This is a genomic window from Brevundimonas sp. (assembly GCF_013912065.1).
Lineage (GTDB): Bacteria > Pseudomonadota > Alphaproteobacteria > Caulobacterales > Caulobacteraceae > Brevundimonas.
The window spans coordinates 53,664-73,637 of sequence record NZ_JACESA010000008.1 but is presented as its reverse complement, the minus strand read 5'-3'; the positions used below and the strand labels follow the sequence as shown (position 1 = coordinate 73,637).

Genomic DNA, 19,974 nt, shown 5'->3' with positions numbered 1-19,974 from the left:
AAAGCCGGTTTCCCGCTGGCGGACCGCCTTGGGGCGGCCTAGGCTGAGGGGGTGACGAAAGACGTTTCCCTTTCCGCGCGCAAGCCGACCATCAAGGACGTGGCCACACAGGCGGGCGTGTCCTTCAAGACGGTGTCGCGCGTCCTCAACGCCGAGGCGGGCGTGCGGCCTGACGTGCGCGACCGCGTGCGCGCCGCCGTGTCGGCCCTGGGCTATACGCCCAACCTCGCGGCGCGGGGGCTGAGCGGCGGGCGAAGCCGGCTGATCGGCCTGGTCACCTATGCCACCGCCGAGGCGTTTCTGGAGAACTACGCCTACCTAATGACGCTGGAGACCGGGCTGATCGAACGCTGCCAGGCCTTAGGCTGCAGTCTGGCGGTCGAAATCGTTCGGGCCGACGCCGAGCCGGAGGCGGAGATCCGGGCGTTGACCAGCGGCCTGACCAAGGACGCCTTCATCCTGTCGCCGCCGCTGGTGGACAATATGCGGATCATCGCCGCCTTGGAGGCCACGGGCGCGCCGGTCGTCCGCATCGCGCCCACGCTGGAACTGGATCGCTGCGTCCATGTCGGCATGGACGACGAGGCCGCGGCGGCGGACATGACCCGCCATCTGCTGGCCCTGGGCCATCGACGCATCGCGCTGATCAGCGGGCACCCCGGACACGGCGCCGCCGAATCTCGACGCCAGGGCTATATTCGCGCCATGCGGACCGCGGGCCTGGTGATCGACCCGGGCCTGATCCGCCAAGGCTGGTTCACCGAGGTCTCGGGCTTTGAAGCCACGATGGCCCTGCTCGACATGGACAATCCGCCCACGGCGGTCTTCGCCTCGAACGACATGATGGCGGTGGGCGCCCGCCGCGCCGCGCGGCTGCGCTCGGACGAACCTGCGGCGGCCTGTCTGTCGATCGCGGGCTTCGACGGACTGCGGACTGTGCTGGCCGGCTGGCCGACCCTGACCACCGTCCGGCAGCCCCTGACGGAGATGGCCTGGGCCGCCCTCGACGCCGCCGACGCCCTGGTCGAAGGTCGGGAGACGGCGTCGACCCTTCTGCCCTACAGTCTCTTGGCGGGCGCGAGCGTATCCACCCCGCAAGCCGTGCCGATCGGCTGACCCCGACGAAACCGCCGCGTTAGAGCCAGTTGTCAAATTCCTGAGACAGGATATGGTAACGTTGTCTAACAACAATGAAGCGCACGCCCTGCTGCGCTCACGGGGACGGAAATGAGCCATAGACCTTTCGCCTACACCCTTCTGGCCGCCACCGCCCTGGTCGCGCCCGTCCATGCCCAGACCGCGGACCCCGACGCCCGCGCCGCGGCCCTGGTCGGGCGGATGACGGTCGACGAGAAGCTGTCGCTGCTTCATGGGCCCATGCCCTTGCCCTTCTTCGGCGAGACGCCGATGCCCGAGGGCACCATCCCGGGGGCGGGCTTCATCCCCGGCATCGCGCGTCTGGGCGTGCCGCCGTTGAAGGAGACGGACGCCAGCCTGGGGGTGTCGTGGGTCGGTGGCATCCGCGAAGACGGCGCTACGGCCCTGCCGTCCGGCCTCGCCCTGGCGGCGACCTTCGATCCGCACCTGGCGTATCAGGGCGGCGCCATGGTCGGCGCCGAGACCCGCGCCAAGGGGTTCAACGTGCTTCTGGCCGGCGGGGTCAATCTGGTCCGCGACCCTCGCAACGGCCGTAATTTCGAATATCTGGGCGAGGATCCCCTGCTGGCCGGAACCCTGGCGGGTGAGTCCATTCGCGGCATCCAGAGCAACCGCATCATCTCGACGATCAAGCATTTCGCCTTCAACGGCAACGAGACCGGCCGTAACTTCCACAGCACAAATATCGGCGAGGCCGCCGGTCGGGAAAGCGATCTTCTGGCCTTCCAGCTGGCGATCGAGCGCGGCCGTCCCGGCGCGGTGATGTGCGCCTACAACCGCGTCAATGACGTCTATGCCTGTGAGAATCCGGCCCTGCTCAACGACGTGCTCAAGCGCGACTGGGGCTACAAGGGATGGGTCATGTCGGACTGGGGCGCCGTCCACTCGACCGAGGCCCTGCTGAACGGTTTGGACCAGCAGTCGGGCGAGCAACTCGACCGGGAACCCTATTTCGGGCGACTGCTGTCCGAAGCGGTGAGCGGCGGCGACGCCCGTTATGGAGCCCGCGTCGATGACGCCGCCCGCAGGATCGTGCGGAGCATGATCTCGACCGGCCTGTTCGACGATCCGCCCCAGGCCGGCGGAGCCATAGATTTCGACGCCCACGCCCAGATCGCCCGCCGCGTTGCGGAGCGCGGCGTGGTGCTGCTGAAGAACGAGCGCGACCTGCTGCCTCTGGCGCGCACGGCTCGCAACATCGTGGTGATCGGCGACCAGGCGGACGTCGGCGTCCTGTCAGGCGGCGGATCCTCGCAGGTCGCCGGGCCGGAGGGCCCCGCCGCGACGGTGCGCGTCGGCGGCGAGAACGCCATGGGCCCGTTCAGCAACGCGCTGTATCACGCGTCGTCCCCCCTGGCGGCGATCAAGTCCGAGGCCCCCGACGCCACGGTGCGGTTCGCCACCGGGCGCTATGTGTCCGAGGCCGTCGATCTTGCCAAGAAGGCGGACCTGGCCATCGTCTTCGTCGGCCAATGGACCACCGAGGCGGTGGACGTGCCCGACCTGTCCCTGCCGGGCAATCAGGACGCCCTGATCGATGCGGTGGCGCGGGCCAACCCCAACACCATCGTGGTCCTTCAGACGGGCGGGCCGGTCGTGATGCCCTGGCTGGACCGCGTTCCGGCGGTGCTTGAGGCCTGGTATTCGGGCGCCAAGGGCGGAGAGGCGATCGCCGACATCCTGTTTGGAGACATCAATCCGTCCGGTCGCCTGCCCGTGACCTTCCCGGCGTCGGTCGATCAACTGCCCCGGCCCAAGATTCCCGGCGTCGACCTGCCGCCGACGGGACTCGTGGCGATGGGCGCGCCCCGACCCAGCTTCCCCGTCGACTATACGATCGAGGGCTCCGACATCGGCTATCGCTGGTTCGAAGCGAGAGGAGAACGGCCGTTGTTCCCGTTCGGCTTCGGCCTGTCCTACACCGACTTCACCTACAGCGATCTGAAGGTCGAGGGCGGCGACACCCTGACGGTCAGTTTCAAGGTGGCGAACACCGGTGATCGCACCGGCGTCGACGTGCCGCAGGTCTATCTGTCCGAGTCGCCAGACCGATCCCAACAACGCCTGATCGGTTTCGAGCCCGTTACGCTGACACCGGGCGAAAGCCGCACTGTTTCCCTGATTGCTGACCGGCGCTTGCTGGCGAACTGGGACGTGCAACGCGCCCAGTGGTCGATCCGGGCCGGCGACTACAAGGTCTTTGTCGGCGGCGACGCGGGGTCTCCGATCCTGAACGGGCAGGCCCGTGTGCGGGGGGCGCGTCTCATGCCGTAACGACGCGTCCATTGACGGGTGACGATTCGAGGCCTCAGAAGCATCCGCATGACATGTGAGGTTTCAGTTCGTTGACACGGCCGACAATCAAGGACGTCGCGTCGATGGCCGGCGTGTCCGTGATGACGGCGTCGCGAGCCCTTAACAACCAGCCCTACGTCAGCGCCGAGGCGGCGCGGCGCGTGCAGGCGGCGGTCGAGGCCCTGGGGTTTCACCGCAACGCCTTCGCGCGCGGCCTGCCCAGCGCGCAGTCGTTCATAGTGCTGATGTTGATCGGCCAGGGCGCCCCCGACCTGCCGGGACAGTTCCAGCGACATGCGGTCGAGCGGTGCCGTCACCTGGGACGCCACCTGATCGTCGATCGCGCGCCCCGGGACGGAAACGCGGTCGCCTATGTGGAAGGTCTGATCGACCGGCTGCGGCCCGAGGGCGTGTTATTGTGGCGTCCGCTGGCCGACGATCCGGGGGTGCTGGCCATGCTTGCGGCGCGGTCGATCGCCTTCGTGCGGATCGACGCCGACCCCGCCCTGTCCGGAGGCATGGTCTCGATCGACCATGCGGAGGCCGTGACCACCCTGGTCGATTCTCTGGGCGGGGGGAGGGCGGTGGCCCTGGTTCACAGCGAATCCGACACCTGGCTCGCGAAGCAGAGGCGGGAGGCCGTGCTGGCCGCAGCCGGGGCCGCAACTGGGGCCGCAACTGGGGCCGCAACTGGGAATGTACGGCTTTGTCCGGCGCCCTCCGGCGATTTCGGCGCGGGTCTGGAGTGGGGACGACGGCTTGCGGCCGAGGACGAGACGCCGGCGCTGATCATCGCCGATCGCGACGAACTGGCGCTCGGCCTGTTGGCCGCGATCAAGGCCCAGCCCGCGGGTCGTCGCCCCACATTGGTCTGCCTGGAAGACACCGGCAGCGTTAGACTGGTGGCGCCTGAGGTCGTGCGTCTGATCCAGCCCCTCGAGGCGATGGCGCATGCGGCGCTCGACATGTGTATTCAGCACAATCCAACTGCGTCCGTGCGTTTCCAATCGACGTTCGCCCGTTCGAATGGGACAGGAGACGCCTCAGGATAGGACGCCATCGCCGCTGTCGTGCGTGGGCGCGGTCAGATGAAGACAGCTTCGACAAAGCTGTCAGGTTAAGTCTGCTGTCGGCCTAAAGCGGCGCTTGGGTGGGGCTGCTTCCGGGAGTTGAACGGGGGCGTCTGACAGTGAGCATCAGAAACTGCCGCCCGCCATCGCAAAGGGACCAGTGTTTCAACTCCACCTCGAGCCCTGCGTCCTCGGCTAGCTGCGGTGAAAAGAAGAATGCGGCAGGCGGCCTGTCACGCCATTCTACGCAAGGCGAGGTGTGCTCGACCTTGATGTTAGCCGGGTTCGCTCTGTGACTAGTTCAGCAAGGTGTCGCCCTTGGAACTCGGAAGAACCAGTCGGTCGGCCATCCGAACGAGGTCCGGCAGGGACTTCGCCTCCATCTTCCGCATGACCTGGCTCCGATGCAGCTTGACCGTAGCCTCGGTGATGCCGGCGCGATCGGCGATCTGCTTGTTCTGGAGGCCCGAAGCGACGAGGGTCAGAATTTGTCTTTCACGCTCGGTCAACGTGTCGTGTCGCGCCTGAAGCTTGCGGTCCCGTTCGGCGTCCTGCAGCCGGCCTCTGTGTTCGGAGAGCGCGCGATTGACGGCTTCGAGCAGATCCTGCTCCCGAACGGGTTTTGTCAGCACATCGATCGCGCCCGCCTTCATGGCGCGCACGGCCATTTGAACGTCCACGTGGGCGCTGATCAGGACAACGGACTGGGCGGCGCCGCTTTCGAAAAGCGCTTCCTGAAACTCCAGGCCGCTCCGACCGGGCAGTCGGATGTCCAGCACGATACAGCCGGCTCGGCCCACCTGATCCGAGTTCAGAAACGCCTGTACGGATCCATAACTACGGGTCTCGAGCCCCACGGATTGAAACAGGCCGCTCAAGGCGTCGCGGACGCTCTCGTCGTCGTCGATGATGACGATCGACTCAGGAGGATCAGCGCGATGGGGCATTGAACCTGGCTCCTGCGGCGGTCGGCAGGGTGAACACGAAGGCGCTCCCTTGCGGTGAATTCTCGATCGCCAGGATGGCGCCGCCGTGCGTCTCGACGATCGAGCGGCAGATCGAAAGACCCATCCCGATGCCGTTCTGCTTGGTGCTGAAGAAGGGCTCGAAGAGTTTCTCTCGGGTTTTCGGATCAAGGCCCGGTCCCGTGTCGATAACCCTGACTTCCACGCTTTCCTCGGAGGCAAGGGTGCGAAGTGTCAGTGTCCTCTCTCCGGCGCGTCTCTCCATCATCGCCTCGAGTGCGTTCATGATCAGATTCATCAGGACCTGCTGAAGCTGGGTCGCGTCGCCGAACACGACGGCTGTCCCATGATCGAAATCGACGATGCAGGTGATCGCGCGCCGCCTGAACTCCCCCTGCAGAAGGCCCAACACGCTCCGTAGGGTCTCGTCGAGGCTGAGTCTTTGCATCTTCGGTGGAGATTTGCGCGCCAGTGCGCGCACGCTGGTGATGATGTCTCCCGCCCGATGGCCGTCGTCCACGATCCGCTCAAGCGCGCGTCGCGCGGAGGCGATATCGAGTTGGGCGTCGTCGAGCCAGCGCAGACAGGTCCCTGCGTTCGTGACGATCGCCATGAGCGGTTGGTTGACCTCATGAGCGATGGACACGGCCAACTGGTCCATCGTCATCATCCGCGTCACGTGGGCGAGCTCGCTTTCGCTGCGGCGCAGATCTTCCTCGGCCTGTTTGCGGTTCTCGATTTCGACATTAACCCCGAACCATTGGGTCAGAACCCCGGCGCCGTCGTAGAAGGGGCTCGCGCGGATGAGGAACCAGCGAAACTGTCCGTCAGCGCGGCGCAGTCGCGCTTCCGCCTCGCCGGGGCCTCCGGAAGCAATCGTGGCGGACCACGCCTCCTCGACCTGAGCCAAGTCGTCAGGGTGGATGTGATTGAGGAAGCTGTAGCCTACAACATCCTCCAGCCTCAGCCCGGCATAGTCCAGATATTGCTGGCTCCAGAAGGTCGTGAAGCCGTTGGCGTCGGCGGCCCAGGCGAGACCGGGGATAGACGAGATGATCTGTTGCAAGCGACGCTCGCTCTCTTCCAGCGCGGCCCCGCTGGTCCGTAGAGCGTCCTCGGCCTGCTGAAGATCCTCGATATCGACGTTGGCTCCGAACCAGCGGACCACGCCGCCCGCATCGGTCAGTTTGCTGCCCTTGAACAGAAACCAGCGATAGGTCCCGTCCGCCCCGAGGATGCGGCCCTTGAGCAGGGTCTCCTCGCCGGTCTCCAGATCCCGCCGCCAGATATCCAGCATGCCCGGTATGTCTTCGGGGTGGTAGAGATCCAGGAAACCCCATCCGAGGATCTTCTCCGCCGGCAGGCCGGCGTAGTCGGTCCAGGCCTTGTTGACGAAGTCGGCGTCGCCATCAGGCCGCGCCGACCAGGTCAACACCGGCAGGGAGTCGAGGATCAGGCTGAGATTGCTCTCGCTTGCCGCCAGGGCGGCCTCGCTCTCGCGGACGGCGAGTTCGGCTCGCTTGCGGTCTTCGATGTCGAGAACCACGCCGTACCATTTGAGAACCTCGCCGTCGGCTCCGAGGAGCGGCGTCTGTCGCAGCGTACACCAGCGATATTCGCCATCGCCGCGCCGAAGGCGACCGTCGATATCACGCCCCTGCTTCGTCACCATGATGTCCTGCCAGGCGGCGAGCAGCACCGACATGTCGTCGGGGTGGAATATCTGGTAGAAATTCACGCCCTCGACGTGCGCATAGGCATCGCCGACGAAGTCGAGGAAATACTGGTTGGCGAAGTCGATCAGGCCGTCCGAGGTCGCGGACCAGGCCATGGCCGGCATGGTGTTGATTATGAGGTTGAGCCGCCACTCGTTCTCGGCGAGCGCCTCGCCCGTCAACCTTTCCACACGCAGATCGGCGGGGCGTCGCTTTTCGCTGAGTTCGCGGAGTTCACGGCACGCCAGACCGGCATGGGCGGCGGCGACGTCGAGGCGGATCAGGTCCATGGGCTGTGGAAAGTCTGAACGGCTCGCGCACAGAACGAAACTTCCCAAGGGAGCGGTTTCGCCCACCTCGCGGCGGACGAGCCGCATGCGCTCGTCACCGAACGGCGACGACACGCCGTCTTGCCCCTCGCTTCCCGCGAGGAACTGCTGAACGGAGCGCAGGGTCTGGTCGTTTGCCTGGCGGGCCGCGAACTCCGGACAGACCCTCAGAAAGGGTTGGGCGGTGTCTTCAAAACGGAAGGCGGCGAACTCGAGGGCAAGTCGATCGACCAGCGCTTCCAGGACGCTTTCGATCACGAACGTCGGATCGCGGCCTCGCCAGGTCTGCGGCAGACGGTTGAGCCAGGCGATGTCCTCTAGACACCCGTCCGTTGTCGAACTCCGGCCGCCGCCATCCAGCCACGCATGCGGTTCGGATGATGCGGGACGCCCCGGACGCTGTTTCACCAGAAACTTCCTCGTTGGCGCCGTCGGCGCACCCGCCGTGGGCCGTCATGACGATCACATACTGCTCCGATCATCCAGCCCGAACCTACGCCGGTCGGCCGGCTGTCACCACTCGTCCAAGGTCGAGGTCGGCGCGACGTTCGTCTAGCGGGACCGCAGGGAGTGGCGTTGGACCTGCCGCGAAGACCGAGAAATAGCCGGGCCCAGGGGAGGGGGCTGATCATTCGTCCAGCAATATTCGACGTTCGGGGAGGCTGGACGGGCCTTTGAGACGATTGAAGCTTGCTTCACATATCCGAATTATCCGGCCCAAGCGAGCTGGAGGAGAAGCGTCTTGTCTGATCATGAGGGGAGCGTGAGCCGCGACCCGTCCAGCCTTCAACACGATATGCGAGAGACGTGATGGCTGCCGCGCAAGCGTTCGCCTTCGGCCCGTTCGTGCTGGCTCCGCATCGCCAGCTTCTGATGCGCGACGGCGTTCCGCTGCGGATCGGCGGGCGCGCCCTGGACCTTCTGACGGCCCTGGTCGAGAGACCCGGCGAGCTGTTGTCCAAATCCGAACTCATGGTCGCGGCATGGCCGAACACGTTCGTCGATGAGGCCAATCTCAAGGTCAACATGGGCGTTTTGAGACGCGTGCTCGATGACGATCCCAACGGCGGCTGCATCGCCACTGTCGTCGGTCGCGGCTATCGTTTCGTCGAGCCGGTCGCTTGCGTCGGAGACGATGAGATCGCGCCGACGGACTGGCCCGCCGATCGTCACGACCGACCGACGGATCGCCGACCCCGGGACCCGGCATCGATCATGTATGCAGTCGCAGCTGTGGTCGCCTTGGCAAGCAGCTCTTCCGAAATCTCGCAGGTGCTGCAAGACGCCCTTCTGCAGAACGCCCGCCTTCGCCGACACGGATTCAGCTCTTCAAAAAGACGGGCTCGACCCCGCTGCGGGGGACAGGGTGCGAGGTCGAGCCCGAGCCGGGCGTGATGGGGCGCCCGGCTCTATCGGACCGATTTGCTCAGCGCGTGGGCGCGCCTCGACCGATCGTCCGATCCAGGAAGTCGCCGATCAACGGCGCCATGATGTGCAGTTGGTCTTCAAGTGCGAAATGCCCCGTGTTCAGGATGTGGGTTTCGGCATCGGGCAGATCGCGCAGGTAGGGATGTGCGCCTTCCTGAGGGAAGATCTTGTCGTTCTTGCCCCAGACGATCAGCGTCGGCGGCTTGCGCTCGCGGAACCAGGCCTGGAACAGTGGATACAGGGGCACATTGGTGCCGTAGTCCAGGAACAGGTCCATCTGGATCTCGTCATTGCCCGGGCGGTCGAGCCGGGCCTGGTCGATCGTCCAGTTGTCCGGGCTGATCCGTGAGAGATTCTCCATGCCGTCCGTGTACTGGAAGACTGTCGTTTCCGGGAGGACCATGAAACGCATGGCGTCCCGGTTCTTCGCGGACGGATCCGCCCAGTAGGCCTTTGGCGCATCCCAAAACTCGCGCAGACCCTCTTCATAGGCGTTGCCGTTCTGGACGATCAAGGCGCTGACCCGATCGGGATGCTTCAGGGCCAGCCGGAAGCCGACGGGCGCGCCGTAGTCCATGACGTACATGGCGTACCGGTTCGCGCCCTTTTGGATCATCAGATCGTCGACGATGTCGGCGTAGTGAGCGAAGGAGTAGTCGAAGCTCTCGTGGTCCGGCATGTCGCTTTGGCCAAACCCCGGATAGTCCGGCGCGATGACGTGGTAGCGGTCCGCCAGCAGCGGGATCAGGTTGCGGAACATGTGCGACGAGGTCGGGAACCCGTGCAGCAGCAGGACGACCGGTGCGTCGGCGGGCCCGGCTTCGCGATAGAAGACCCGCACGCCTTCCACCGTCGCGGTGCGGTAGTGAATGACCGACGCCGGCTCGGCCTGCGCTTGCTGAACCGGGGGCGGAGGGGCAGCCACGACGGGCGTCGCCAGAGCAGCGATCGCCAGGGCGGCGGTGGACAGGAACAGGCGTCTCATCTTCAATTCCTCCTCGGGATATGGGGCCGACGGCGAAATCTCTGAGGTCCGCCGCACATCCAGAAGCCTAGCGGCGAGGCGGGCGGACCGGTCGTAAAGCCCGGTAAAGCCTTGGGGGTCGAGGTTCGCGCACATGTCCCGCAAGTCGCTCGGGCGCATTTTCCCCGGCGCGAAAAGCCGGCCACCAGTCCGGGATTTTACCGCAGCTTACTTTTGGTTCGGGTTCCGACACCGGATGATCCACATGCCGATCCTGCCTCGGTCGCGACATGCCCCTATGCGGGCCGAGCCGCTTCCCGATGCATCGGTCGTCAGAACCGCAGCCTTTCCGAACTGGACCCATCCGATGTCGACGCTCTGTTCTTTCGTTCTCGTCCACGGCGCATTCGTCGACGGCTCAGGCTGGCGTCAGGTGCATGATATCCTCGCCGAAAAGGGGCATGAGGTGCTGGTGACGCAGCATCCGACCCTGTCGCTGGACGCGGACGTCGAGGTGGTCGGCCGCTCGATCGCGCAGGCCCGATACCCCGTGGTCCTTGTGGGACATTCCTACGGCGGCGCCGTCATCAGCCAGGCCGGAAACGATCCGAAGGTGCGCAGCCTCGTCTATGTCGCCGCCTTCGTCCCGGACTCGGGAGAGTCCGTCGCCGATCTCACCGCCAATCCTCCGGCCGAGGTCACGCCGCCGCCGATCGTCGCGGACGACGGCTGGCTCTCCATCGACCGCGACCGGTTCGCCGAGACTTTTTCCGCCGATATTCCCGCAGCGGAAGCTCGCTTCATGGCGGCTTCACAGGCGGCCTGGGGCGGGGCGGCCTTCTCCGGCGTCGTCGCCCAGGCGGCTTGGAAAACCAAGCCCTCCCATTATGTCGTGGCGACGGAAGATCGCATGATCCCGCTGTTCGCCCAACGTCAGATGGCCGGGCGCGCCGGCGCCACCGCCATCGAAATCCCGGCCAGCCACGCCGTGATGATCTCCCGCGCCGCCCAGGTCGCTGAAATCATCGAGCGTGCGGGTCAAGACATCGTCTGACCGGCCCCCCCCCCCCCGATTTTCCCGACATTCGACCACGCGCGCACCGCCATACAATGAGACCCTGACGCGGTCCGGTATTTCAGCGCGAGCTCGTCTCGCTCCGGCTGGCTGCCCGATACCCCCTCGGCGTCATCCCCGTCTCGTCGCGGAACGCCCGATTGAACGGCCCCAGCGAGGCGAAACCGCAGGCGAAGGCGATCTCCAGGATCGAGCGGCGCTCGACCGGATCGGCCAGCAGGATCTTGGCCCGCGCGATGCGGTGGTGGTTGATCCAGCGATTGAAGTTGGCGAACCCCAGCACTGTGCTGATGCACTGCGACACGCGGTATTCGGGCTGGCGCAGCAACACGGCCACTTCAGCGATCTTCAGTTCGGGCCGGGCGGCCAGATCCTCGTCCACCAGCAGTCGCATTAGCCGAGGCGCCAATATCACGTCCTCGGACGTCGCCGCGCGCCGAGACGGCGCGGTCGCCGTGTGCGGATGGAGCTGGCGAAACCGCACCGCCACCCACATGGCGATCAGGCCGATCACGGCGCAGCCGCCCTTGATCAGGTCATCGCGCATTTGCCCGTGCGGGCCGTCGCTCCCGGTCCACAGCCCCAACACTGAGGCCACGACCAGCGAGGCGTAAATCCCGGTGAAGCCGTACCGAAAGCGCTTCTCCACGGCAGGCAGGTCGGGCCGCCATCGCAGAAAGGGCTCCACGAAAGTCAGCAGCAACGCCGCCGATCCGCTGATCGCATAGGCGTTGTCGGTCACGCGGCCGAGCATGCCGTGCGGCGCCAGCACCGATATGGCTCCTGTCACGGCCACCACCCCAGCGACGATCGGCGCCCATTCGACGTCGCGCTCGGACGGATCGAACAGGGCCCGCGCCACCAGCCAGGCCCAGCCGCAGGCGCCGACGCCGATGGCCAGGAAGCCTGTCGCCGCGTCCCCGTCCAGCAGCCGCGCCAGGATGTAGCTGACGAAGGAGGCCGTCGCGATAACGGCGTGGAGCGCCAGCCGCCCGCGCGGCCGCCAGGGCCTCAGTCCTCGTCCGACCGCCGCCAGGGACGTGCCGAATGTCGCCGTCGATGCCATCGGATCTTCCCTTCACCGGCAAGGATGCCTCCGCCTCCGCGCGTCTGTCCAGCGGCCCCGGAACGAGAGGGTTCGCCGAAAGAATCTCTCGCCGAATTCCAAATCGGCGAGACGGCGGGGGCGGCGGCCCGCACCACGGGTCATCCTCTTCGGCCGCATCAGGACCACCATGTCGATCGCTTCATCCTCTTCCGCCGCACCTGCCGTCGCAGCGGCTGCCCTGAACTGGGCTGGCCGGCTCTGGTTCGCCGTCGCCGTGTTCGGGCAGGCGGCCTTCATCGGCTTTATCCTGGCCTATTATGGCGTGCGCACCGCCACCCGGAACTTCGCCGGCTGGAACGACAAGCCGCTGATCGACGGCTATATCGAGGGCGATCCCATGGGCAATGTCGTCTTCGCCGCCCATGTGTTGCTGGCCTCGGTGGTGACCCTCGGCGGGCTGATGCAACTGATCCCGGTCCTGCGCCGCCGCTGGCCTGGCCTGCATCGCTGGACCGGGCGGGTCTTCATCGTCATCGCCCTCTTCATGGCCCTCAGCGGCATGTGGCTGTCGCTGGTGCGCGGCACGTCGCTTTCGCCCGTGTCGGACGCGGCCATCCTGATCAACGCGGTGCTGATCCTGATCTTCGCGGGGCTGGCCTGGCGCGAGGCCTTGAAGCGCCGGTTCGACCAACATCGCCGCTGGGCCATGCGAACCTTCATGGTGGTCAGCGGCGTCTGGTTCCTGCGCGTCGGCCTGATGGGCTGGGTGGTGGTGAACCGGGGGCCGGTGGGCATGAACGACACCCTGTCCGGCCCGGCCGACATCGTCCTGACCTTCGGCAGCTACCTGATCCCCCTGGCGGTCCTGGAGCTTTACTTCGCCGCCCAACACAGCCGCCACGGCGCCGTCCGCGCGGCGATGGCGACGCTGCTGCTTCTAGCCTCAGCCTACACCGCCGCCGGCGTCTTCGGCACGATCGCCTTCATGTGGGGCCCGCATCTGTAAGGTAGATCAGTCCGGGCTTCGCACCGCGGGCCTCAAGCAAATCTTCATTTGCCTGATAGCGATGTTATCGCTACCAATTGCAAAATGACATCACTGGTGAAACTGACTTCGGGGCGAGGAGCGAGACTGGCCGGTGGGTTGGCGCTGGCGGTTTCGCTTGTCCTCATGGCCACGGGCGCAACGGCTCAGCCGCTTCGGGCGACGGGGGAGGTCCGGGTCGATCAGCCCGGCGTCACGATCGCGCCCGAGGTCTATGGCCAGTTCATGGAGCAACTGGGGACGGGCATCGACGAAGGCGTCTGGGTCGGTCCGGACTCCCCCATCCCCAACACCCGTGGCTTTCGCAACGACGTGGTCGAGGCCCTGAGGGCGCTGGACGTGCCCGTCGTCCGCTGGCCGGGCGGCTGCTACGCCGACATCTATCACTGGCGCGACGGGATCGGCTCGCGGGACCAGCGGCCGGTCACGCTGAACCGCTGGTGGGGCGACAAGGAAGAGGGCAACGCCTTCGGAACCCACGAGTTCTTCGAGTTCGCCGAGCTGATCGGGGCGAAGACCTATCTCAGCGTCAACGTCGGCTCCGGCACGCCGGCCGAGGCGGCGGACTGGATCGAATACATCACGTCGCCGTCCCATTCGCGCCTCGCCGAGCTGCGCCGCGCCAACGGCCGCGACCAGCCCTGGAAGATCGACTACTTGGGCATCGGCAACGAGCCGTGGGGTTGCGGCGGGCGGATGCGGCCGTCCTGGTACGCCGACCTGTTGCGGCAATATGTCGGCTTCGTCGCTCCGACCGGCCAGAAGGCGATCATCGTCGCCGCGGGACCGAACTCGGACGATGTGGATTGGACACGCACGCTGATGTCCGTGGCGGGCGATCATCTCGACGCCCTGGCGCTGCACTACTACACCCTGCCGACCGGCGACTGGACGGCCAAGGGTCCGGCGACCGGTTTCGACGAAAGCCAGTGGACCTCCACCTTCGTCCAGACCTATCGGATGGAGGCGATGATCGCCGCCCACGACGCGGTGATGGACCAGACCGATCCGGCGGGCGCTAAGATACTGGCCGTCGATGAATGGGGCGCCTGGTACGACCCGACGCCCGGGTCGCCCCCCGGTTGGCTGCAGCAGCAGAACAGCCTCAGGGACGCCCTGCTGGCGGCGGTGAACTTCAACATATTCCATCGCCACGCCGACCGGGTGCGGCTGGGCAATATCGCCCAGATGGTCAACGTCCTGCAGGCGATGATCCTGACCGACGACGAACGGATGGTGCTGACGCCGACCTACCACGCCTTCGAGATGTACCGGCCGTTCCAGGGCGCGACGGTCCTGCCGCTGGAGATCCAGTCGCCGGACTACGGTCCGCTGAAGGCCGTCGACGGAACGGCGGCGCGGGGCCTGGACGGAAAAGTCCATCTCGCGCTGGTCAACCTCGATCCGGGCCGACCGGTCGAGGTGGCGCTGTCGGTGGCCGGCGGGACGGCCCGCCGGGTTTCCGGGCGTGTCCTGACCGCGGCGGCCATGGATGGGCAAAACACCTTCGACGCGCCCAAAGCGGTCATGCCCGCTCCCTTCACGGATGCGCGCGTACGCGGCGACGTGGTGATCGTTCGCATGCCGGCGAAGGCGCTGGTCGTGTTGACGCTGGATTGAGGGCGGAGATGCGGGCTTAGGCTCCGCGCGCCCCGCTCAGCGCTGGACGAAAGCGGTGCGGGTTTCTATGATCCCGTCCAGCCGCAGGATTTGTCCTCGGAGTCTTTCGCGTAGGTTTGACGACGTGCTGAACAAGATTTTCGCCTGGTGGAACGGGGCCACGATCGGCACCCTCTTCACGATCGCCAAGCGTGGCCGTTACGTCGGGACCGACGAGATCGGCAACAAATACTACGAGGCCAGGGACCACTCCAGCTATGACGGCCGCAAGCGTCGCTGGGTCGTGTACGAAGGCTATGCCGAGGCGTCCAAGGTTTCGCCAGACTGGCACGGCTGGCTGCGCTACACCTTCGACCTGCCGCCGACCGAGGCGCCGCTGCCGCGTCGGGCGTGGGAAAAGGATCACCTGCCGAACTTCACCGGCACGCCCATGGCGTGGCGTCCGCCGGGCTCCCTGGCCGCCGACGCCAAACGCCCCGCCGCCACCGGCGACTATCAGGCCTGGACCCCCGAGTGAAAACGAATCGGCTCCTGTTGGGCGGCGCGGCCGTCGTCGTGGCGCTCAGCGCCGGGGCGGTGACCGCCAGCGTCCTGCAGGACGCCCCGCGCGACGCGCGTCCTGCCCAGGATCCCATCGGCGACATCATTCGCAACACGCCCGCCCCGCCTGCGGCCACTGTCCCGACCGAAGCGCCTCCGGCTGCGGCCCCCGCGCCGCGCACGCCCGTCGCTGTTACCCCGCCTCCGACCGTGGTGATCGCCGAGGACAAGGCGGTCGCCGAGAAGGCCGCGGAGGAAGAGGCGGCCGAAACTCCGGTCGTGGAAAAGGCCATCGAACAGCCGACGACGCCCGCCCCTCGCCAGCGACGCAAGTTCGCCGTCATCCAGGCCATCGACAAGACCACCGCCGAGACCATGAAGTTCGAGGTCGAGGTCGGGGGCCGCCCGGTGCGGTTCAACAAGAACCTGATCTTCAGCGTCCGCGCCTGCGAGGTCTCGACGCCCGACGAACTGACCGAAGACGCCATCGCCTATGTCGACGTTTCGCTGCAGGGACGAGGGACCAACCAGGCGGCGGAACCGCGTCAGGTCTTCCGTGGCTGGATGTTCGCTTCATCCCCCGCCGTCAGCGGCCTTCAGAACCCAAACTACGACGCCTGGGTGGTCGGCTGTAAGAACTAGGGCCGTCAGACCGGGCCGAGAGCAAGCTCCACCGCCTCCGCCCCCGTCATCGGCGCAATCAGGGCCGTATCATCCACGGCGACCTTCAGCGCCGGCTTCAGGCGTCTCAGATAGGCCGCCTGCGGCGTCTCCACCGCGCCGAACTGGCTCAGGTGGTCGGTCAGGAACTGGGCGTCAAGCAGCGTCCAGCCGCCTTTTCTCAACCGCGCCACCAGATGGACCAGCGCCACCTTGGAGGCGTCGCGTTCGCGGCTGAACATGCTCTCGCCGAAGAAGGCGCCGCCCAGGGAGACGCCGTACAGACCCCCGACCAGCCGCTCGTCCTTCCAGCATTCGATCGAATGGACGAAGCCTCGTGCGAACAGGGCGGCGTAAAGGCGGCGGATCGGGTCGTTGATCCAGGTGTCCTGACGCTCGCCGCCCTGGGCCGCCGCGCAACCCTCCAGCACCGCCTCGAAGGCAGTATCGACCCGCACCTCGAACGGTTCGCCGCGCACGGTGCGGCGCAGGCGCGTGGGGATGTGGAAGCCGTCCAGCGGGATGACCCCGCGCTGTTCCGGTTCGATGATGAAGACGCGCGGATCATCGCGCGACTCGGCCATCGGGAAGACGCCTCGTGCATAACAGGCCAGCAGGTCGTCGGGGCCGAAGCCGCCGAAGGGCCCGCCGGCGCTGTCGTCGGGCTTTGTCAGGCGCTCTCGCCCTTCTGGCGCGCCGCCCATTTCTCCAGCCAGTGGATGTCGTAGTCGCCCGACAGGATGTCCGGCTCGGCCAGTAGTTTCTGGAACAGGGGGATGGTCGTGTCGACGCCGTCGATGACGATCTCGTTCAGCGACCGCTTCAGGCGCGCGATGGCCTCCTCGCGGTCGCGGCCGTGGACGATCAGCTTGCCGATCAGACTGTCGTAATAGGGTGGAATCGAATAGCCGGCGTATATGGCGCTATCCAGCCGCACGCCCAGGCCGCCCGGCGCGTGGAAGTCGGTGATCTTGCCCGGCGACGGGGTGAAGGTCTCCGGGTTTTCGGCGTTGATCCGCACTTCGATGGCGTGGCCTTCGAAATGGATGTCGTCCTGGGTGAAGGACAGCGGCAGGCCGGCGGCGATCCGCACCTGTTCGCGCACCAGGTCGACGCCGGTGATGGCCTCCGTGACCGGGTGTTCGACCTGCAGCCGGGTGTTCATCTCGATGAAGAAGAACTCGCCGTCCTCCCACAGGAATTCGATGGTGCCGACGCCCAGATAGCCGATGGCGGCGATGGCCTTGTTGACCGTCTCGCCGATCTGTTTGCGACCCTCGGCCGACAGGGCGGGCGAGGGGGCCTCTTCCAGCACCTTCTGGTGACGGCGCTGCAGCGAGCAGTCGCGTTCGCCCAGGTGAACGACATTGCCGTGGCTGTCGGCGATGACCTGGATCTCGATATGGCGCGGCTTCTGCAGATAGCGCTCCATATAGACGGCGCCGTTGCCGAAGGCGGCCTTGGCCTCGGACTGGGCGGTCTGGACAGCCTCGACCAGGTCGTCGGCGGTCAGGGCCACCTTCATGCCGCGTCCGCCGCCGCCCGCCGCCGCCTTGACGATCAGGGGAAAGCCGATGGTCTTGGACGCCTCGATGGCGGCCTCGACGGTCTCGACCTCGCCCTTGGAGCCGGGGACCACCGGGATGCCGGCGTCCATGACGGTCTGTTTGGCGCTGATCTTGTCGCCCATGACCCGGATATGTTCGGGCTTGGGACCGATGAAGGTCATGCCGTGGGCTTCGACGATTTCGGCGAAACGGGCGTTCTCGGACAGGAAGCCATAACCGGGGTGGATCGCCTGGGCGCCGGTGATCTCGGCCGCCGCGATGATCGACGGAATGTTCAGATACGACTTGGCCGCCGAGGCCGGGCCGATGCAGACGCTCTCGTCCGCCAGGCGCACCCACATGGCGCCGCGGTCGGCCTCGGAGTGCACGGCCACGGTGGAGATGCCCATCTCCTTGCAGGCGCGATGAATCCGCAGGGCGATCTCGCCGCGGTTCGCGATCAGGACTTTCGTGAACACGGCTTAGGCTTCCAGCAGGACGAGCGGCTCGCCGAACTCGACCGGCTGGGCGTCGCCGACCAGGATTTCGGCGACCACGCCGTCGCGCGGGGCTTGGATCGGGTTCATCGTCTTCATAGCCTCGACGATCAGCAGGGTCTGGCCCTTCTTCACCTTGTCGCCGGGTTGGATGAAGGCCGGAGCCTCCGGCGAGGCCTGCAGATAGGCGGTGCCGACCATCGGCGACTTCACCTCTTCGCCCGCGCGGGCGACGATGGTGGCGGGATCGGACGGCATGGAGACCGGAGCGGCAGGCGCGGCGGCGGCCATCGGAGCCGGGGCGGCGGCGTACTGGACAGGTGCGGCGTTGACGGTGATCTCGCGGGCGACGCGGATCCGAAGTTCGCCGCGCTCGACCTCGACCTCGGTCAGGTCGGTTTCGTTCAGGATCTCGGCCAGCTGGCGAACCAGGGCGGCGTCGATCTCGGCGTGTTTCTTGTCATCGGCCATTGCGGTTGCGCCTTTGTCTTTCGTCTTGATTGTGAACGGGGGCGCCCTCAGGCGCGTTCCCGAACCTTGGTGAGGGCCGCCTGGACGGCCAATTCATAGCCGGCCGCGCCGAAGCCGGCGATGACGCCGGTCGCCGCGGACGACACATAGGAGTGATGGCGAAACGCCTCGCGCGCCGCCGGATTGGACAGATGCAGTTCGATCACCGGGATGGTCAGCGTCTTCAATGCGTCGTGCAGGGCGACCGAAGTGTGGCCATAGGCCGCCGGATTGATGATCAGGGCCTGCGCCTTTTCCCGCGCCTCCTGGATCCAGTCGACCAGCACGCCTTCATGGTTGGTCTGGCGAAACACGATCTGCGCCTCGCCCGCTGCCGTCACGCAGCGCTGCTCGATGTCCGCCAGGGTGTCGCGGCCATAGATTTCCGGCTCTCTGACCCCCAGGAGGTTGAGATTGGGGCCGTTCAGCACATAGATGACGGACGTGTCGGACATCGGTTCTCGAATCGAGGCTCCGGAATCGGGCGGCCTCTGACGGTTCAGGGCCGGCCTTGTAGCTTAGGCGCGGCGCGGGTCAAAGCGCAGCGTGGAACGGGTTGACCTAACGTCATGCGCATCCAAGTCAACGGTGATCATCGCGAGATCTACGCCACGACCATATCGGGGCTGGTCCAGGAACTGTCTCTGGACCCGCGCAAGGTGGCGGTCGAGCGCAATCTGGAGATCGTGCCCCGGTCGCTGTACGCCGTCACCGCCCTTGCCGAGGGGGACCGGATCGAACTGGTCCAGTTCGTCGGCGGCGGGTGATTCAGACGGCCAGTATGGCCTCCTGATACAGGGCGATGTCGCGGTCGGCGCTCATCAGCATCAGGTTTTCAACGCGGGCCTGTGCGATCAACGCCCGGTCGAACGGGTCGCGGTGCAGCAGCGGCAGGGCTTGGACGGCGAGGCCGTGCAGGCTGGTGAAGTCGATTTCGTTGTAGCCGTTGGCCAGAAACTGATCCCGCAGTCGCTCCGGGTCCAACTGGAAGTCGAGCCGCTCCAGCCGGCGCTTTATCCCGATCTCCCAGATGCTGACGGCGCTGAAGAACAGCAGGTTGCGCGGGTCTTCCAGATAGCCGCGCGCCTTTACCGACAGACGCTCGGGTCGCGTCGCCGTCCAGATCAGCAGATGGGTGTCCAGCAGGATGTTCACGGCTTGCCGTAGAACATCTCTTCGATCTCGTCCTTGAACGGGGTCTTTATGTCGTCCGGGACGACGCCTTCGCCCGCCATGAAACCGATGCGTTGCACCACCTTTTTCGGGGCCTCGTCCAGCGGGACCAGTTTGGCGATCGGCTTGCCCGCCTTGGCGATGGTGATGGTTTCACCCTTGGCCGCCCGCTCCAGCAGGCGCGACAGATGGGTCTTGGCCTCGTGGACATTGACCGTTTCCATGGCGTCGCTCCCGGTGAACTTAGTCCAGTTAGTCTAGTCTATCCGGCCCCGCCTCGCAACGCGGCGTGATCGATCCGCCCTTTCGCATCCGGCGCGACAGGACTAGGTCAC

The 19,974-nt window shown here is 66.3% G+C and carries 20 protein-coding genes; 10 read left to right on the top strand and 10 right to left on the bottom strand.

What is annotated here, in order from left to right; genetic code table 11:
- Positions 1–51 precede the first annotated feature (51 nt).
- The 3 genes from H2037_RS08870 to H2037_RS08860 all read left to right on the top strand — a co-directional run bounded on the left by H2037_RS08870 (position 52) and on the right by H2037_RS08860 (position 4,505).
- The gene (locus tag H2037_RS08870; protein WP_292120491.1) at positions 52–1,116 is read left to right on the top strand and encodes a LacI family DNA-binding transcriptional regulator; all 1,065 of its coding nucleotides are present in this window, start codon (positions 52–54) and stop codon (positions 1,114–1,116) included.
- Positions 1,117–1,227: 111 nt separating this feature from the next.
- Positions 1,228–3,432 (top strand): glycoside hydrolase family 3 C-terminal domain-containing protein, encoded by a 2,205-nt coding sequence (locus tag H2037_RS08865; protein WP_292120490.1) that lies wholly within the window; start codon positions 1,228–1,230, stop codon positions 3,430–3,432.
- A 71-nt stretch (positions 3,433–3,503) separates the two neighbouring features.
- Positions 3,504–4,505, top strand: coding sequence for a LacI family DNA-binding transcriptional regulator (locus tag H2037_RS08860; protein ID WP_292120485.1), 1,002 nt, complete (start codon positions 3,504–3,506; stop codon positions 4,503–4,505).
- Positions 4,506–4,819: 314 nt separating this feature from the next.
- On the opposite strand, the gene H2037_RS08855 is transcribed toward H2037_RS08860, so the two are convergent.
- Both H2037_RS08855 and H2037_RS08850 read right to left on the bottom strand, forming a co-directional pair.
- On the bottom strand, positions 4,820–5,470 hold the full coding sequence (locus H2037_RS08855) for a response regulator (RefSeq protein WP_292120484.1): 651 nt from the start codon (positions 5,468–5,470) through the stop codon (positions 4,820–4,822).
- Entirely contained in the window at positions 5,454–7,790 is a 2,337-nt protein-coding gene (locus H2037_RS08850) for a PAS domain S-box protein (RefSeq protein WP_292120481.1), read from the bottom strand. The genes H2037_RS08855 and H2037_RS08850 overlap by 17 nt, the downstream gene beginning before the upstream one ends.
- Positions 7,791–8,342: 552 nt before the next feature.
- Here H2037_RS08850 and H2037_RS08845 point away from each other — a divergent pair.
- Positions 8,343–8,927, top strand: a complete 585-nt coding sequence (locus H2037_RS08845) for a transcriptional regulator (protein WP_292120478.1) — start codon at positions 8,343–8,345, stop codon at positions 8,925–8,927.
- 31 nt (positions 8,928–8,958) lie between these two features.
- On the opposite strand, the gene H2037_RS08840 is transcribed toward H2037_RS08845, so the two are convergent.
- The gene (locus tag H2037_RS08840) at positions 8,959–9,945 is read right to left on the bottom strand and encodes an alpha/beta hydrolase (protein ID WP_292120475.1); all 987 of its coding nucleotides are present in this window, start codon (positions 9,943–9,945) and stop codon (positions 8,959–8,961) included.
- A 244-nt stretch (positions 9,946–10,189) separates the two neighbouring features.
- Here H2037_RS08840 and H2037_RS08835 point away from each other — a divergent pair, with 244 nt between their 5' ends.
- Positions 10,190–10,978, top strand: a complete 789-nt coding sequence (locus tag H2037_RS08835; RefSeq protein ID WP_292120473.1) for an alpha/beta hydrolase — start codon at positions 10,190–10,192, stop codon at positions 10,976–10,978.
- Between the two features lie 82 nt (positions 10,979–11,060).
- Here the strand turns inward: H2037_RS08835 and H2037_RS08830 are convergent, their stop codons facing one another.
- A complete protein-coding gene (locus tag H2037_RS08830; protein WP_292120471.1) occupies positions 11,061–12,065 on the bottom strand; it encodes an AraC family transcriptional regulator in 1,005 nt (334 codons plus the stop codon).
- Positions 12,066–12,234: 169 nt separating this feature from the next.
- Here H2037_RS08830 and H2037_RS08825 point away from each other — a divergent pair, with 169 nt between their 5' ends.
- The 4 genes from H2037_RS08825 (at position 12,235) to H2037_RS08810 (ending at position 15,894) form a co-directional block, all read left to right on the top strand.
- Positions 12,235–13,053 (top strand): DUF2306 domain-containing protein, encoded by an 819-nt coding sequence (locus H2037_RS08825; protein ID WP_292120469.1) that lies wholly within the window; start codon positions 12,235–12,237, stop codon positions 13,051–13,053.
- Between the two features lie 96 nt (positions 13,054–13,149).
- On the top strand, positions 13,150–14,712 hold the full coding sequence (locus tag H2037_RS08820) for an alpha-L-arabinofuranosidase C-terminal domain-containing protein (RefSeq protein WP_365833532.1): 1,563 nt from the start codon (positions 13,150–13,152) through the stop codon (positions 14,710–14,712).
- A 124-nt stretch (positions 14,713–14,836) separates the two neighbouring features.
- Complete coding sequence (locus tag H2037_RS08815; protein WP_292120467.1) at positions 14,837–15,229, top strand: NADH:ubiquinone oxidoreductase subunit NDUFA12; 393 nt, start codon at positions 14,837–14,839, stop codon at positions 15,227–15,229.
- A complete protein-coding gene (locus tag H2037_RS08810; RefSeq protein ID WP_292120465.1) occupies positions 15,226–15,894 on the top strand; it encodes a DUF2155 domain-containing protein in 669 nt (222 codons plus the stop codon). Before H2037_RS08815 ends, H2037_RS08810 begins: the two co-directional genes overlap by 4 nt.
- A gap of 5 nt (positions 15,895–15,899) precedes the next feature.
- Here H2037_RS08810 and aat read toward each other — a convergent pair whose 3' ends face one another.
- From aat to aroQ, 4 genes are read right to left on the bottom strand one after another with little or no spacing between them, the layout of a single operon-like run.
- Positions 15,900–16,616, bottom strand: coding sequence for a leucyl/phenylalanyl-tRNA--protein transferase (gene aat / locus H2037_RS08805; RefSeq protein WP_292120463.1), 717 nt, complete (start codon positions 16,614–16,616; stop codon positions 15,900–15,902).
- The gene (gene accC / locus H2037_RS08800; protein WP_292120461.1) at positions 16,583–17,938 is read right to left on the bottom strand and encodes an acetyl-CoA carboxylase biotin carboxylase subunit; all 1,356 of its coding nucleotides are present in this window, start codon (positions 17,936–17,938) and stop codon (positions 16,583–16,585) included. Before accC ends, aat begins: the two co-directional genes overlap by 34 nt.
- A gap of 3 nt (positions 17,939–17,941) precedes the next feature.
- Positions 17,942–18,427, bottom strand: a complete 486-nt coding sequence (gene accB, locus H2037_RS08795) for an acetyl-CoA carboxylase biotin carboxyl carrier protein (RefSeq protein ID WP_292120459.1) — start codon at positions 18,425–18,427, stop codon at positions 17,942–17,944.
- A 47-nt stretch (positions 18,428–18,474) separates the two neighbouring features.
- Positions 18,475–18,921, bottom strand: a complete 447-nt coding sequence (aroQ, locus tag H2037_RS08790) for a type II 3-dehydroquinate dehydratase (protein WP_292120457.1) — start codon at positions 18,919–18,921, stop codon at positions 18,475–18,477.
- 114 nt (positions 18,922–19,035) lie between these two features.
- Here aroQ and thiS point away from each other — a divergent pair, with 114 nt between their 5' ends.
- Complete coding sequence (gene thiS / locus H2037_RS08785) at positions 19,036–19,233, top strand: sulfur carrier protein ThiS (RefSeq protein ID WP_292120455.1); 198 nt, start codon at positions 19,036–19,038, stop codon at positions 19,231–19,233.
- 1 nt (position 19,234) lies between these two features.
- Here the strand turns inward: thiS and H2037_RS08780 are convergent, their stop codons facing one another.
- Both H2037_RS08780 and H2037_RS08775 read right to left on the bottom strand, forming a co-directional pair.
- Complete coding sequence (locus H2037_RS08780) at positions 19,235–19,621, bottom strand: type II toxin-antitoxin system VapC family toxin (RefSeq protein WP_292120453.1); 387 nt, start codon at positions 19,619–19,621, stop codon at positions 19,235–19,237.
- Entirely contained in the window at positions 19,618–19,863 is a 246-nt protein-coding gene (locus H2037_RS08775) for a type II toxin-antitoxin system Phd/YefM family antitoxin (RefSeq protein ID WP_292120451.1), read from the bottom strand. The genes H2037_RS08780 and H2037_RS08775 overlap by 4 nt, the downstream gene beginning before the upstream one ends.
- Positions 19,864–19,974 lie beyond the last annotated feature (111 nt).

Coding starts and splice junctions, on each gene's coding strand:
- H2037_RS08865 (WP_292120490.1), top strand. CDS start 1,228: ATGAGCCATAGACCTTTCGCCTACACCCTTCTGGCCGCCACCGCCCTG.
- H2037_RS08855 (WP_292120484.1), bottom strand. CDS start 5,470: ATGCCCCATCGCGCTGATCCTCCTGAGTCGATCGTCATCATCGACGAC.
- H2037_RS08845 (WP_292120478.1), top strand. CDS start 8,343: ATGGCTGCCGCGCAAGCGTTCGCCTTCGGCCCGTTCGTGCTGGCTCCG.
- H2037_RS08840 (WP_292120475.1), bottom strand. CDS start 9,945: ATGAGACGCCTGTTCCTGTCCACCGCCGCCCTGGCGATCGCTGCTCTG.
- H2037_RS08835 (WP_292120473.1), top strand. CDS start 10,190: ATGCCGATCCTGCCTCGGTCGCGACATGCCCCTATGCGGGCCGAGCCG.
- H2037_RS08830 (WP_292120471.1), bottom strand. CDS start 12,065: ATGGCATCGACGGCGACATTCGGCACGTCCCTGGCGGCGGTCGGACGA.
- H2037_RS08825 (WP_292120469.1), top strand. CDS start 12,235: ATGTCGATCGCTTCATCCTCTTCCGCCGCACCTGCCGTCGCAGCGGCT.
- aat (WP_292120463.1), bottom strand. CDS start 16,616: ATGGGCGGCGCGCCAGAAGGGCGAGAGCGCCTGACAAAGCCCGACGAC.
- accB (WP_292120459.1), bottom strand. CDS start 18,427: ATGGCCGATGACAAGAAACACGCCGAGATCGACGCCGCCCTGGTTCGC.
- aroQ (WP_292120457.1), bottom strand. CDS start 18,921: ATGTCCGACACGTCCGTCATCTATGTGCTGAACGGCCCCAATCTCAAC.
- thiS (WP_292120455.1), top strand. CDS start 19,036: ATGCGCATCCAAGTCAACGGTGATCATCGCGAGATCTACGCCACGACC.
- H2037_RS08775 (WP_292120451.1), bottom strand. CDS start 19,863: ATGGAAACGGTCAATGTCCACGAGGCCAAGACCCATCTGTCGCGCCTG.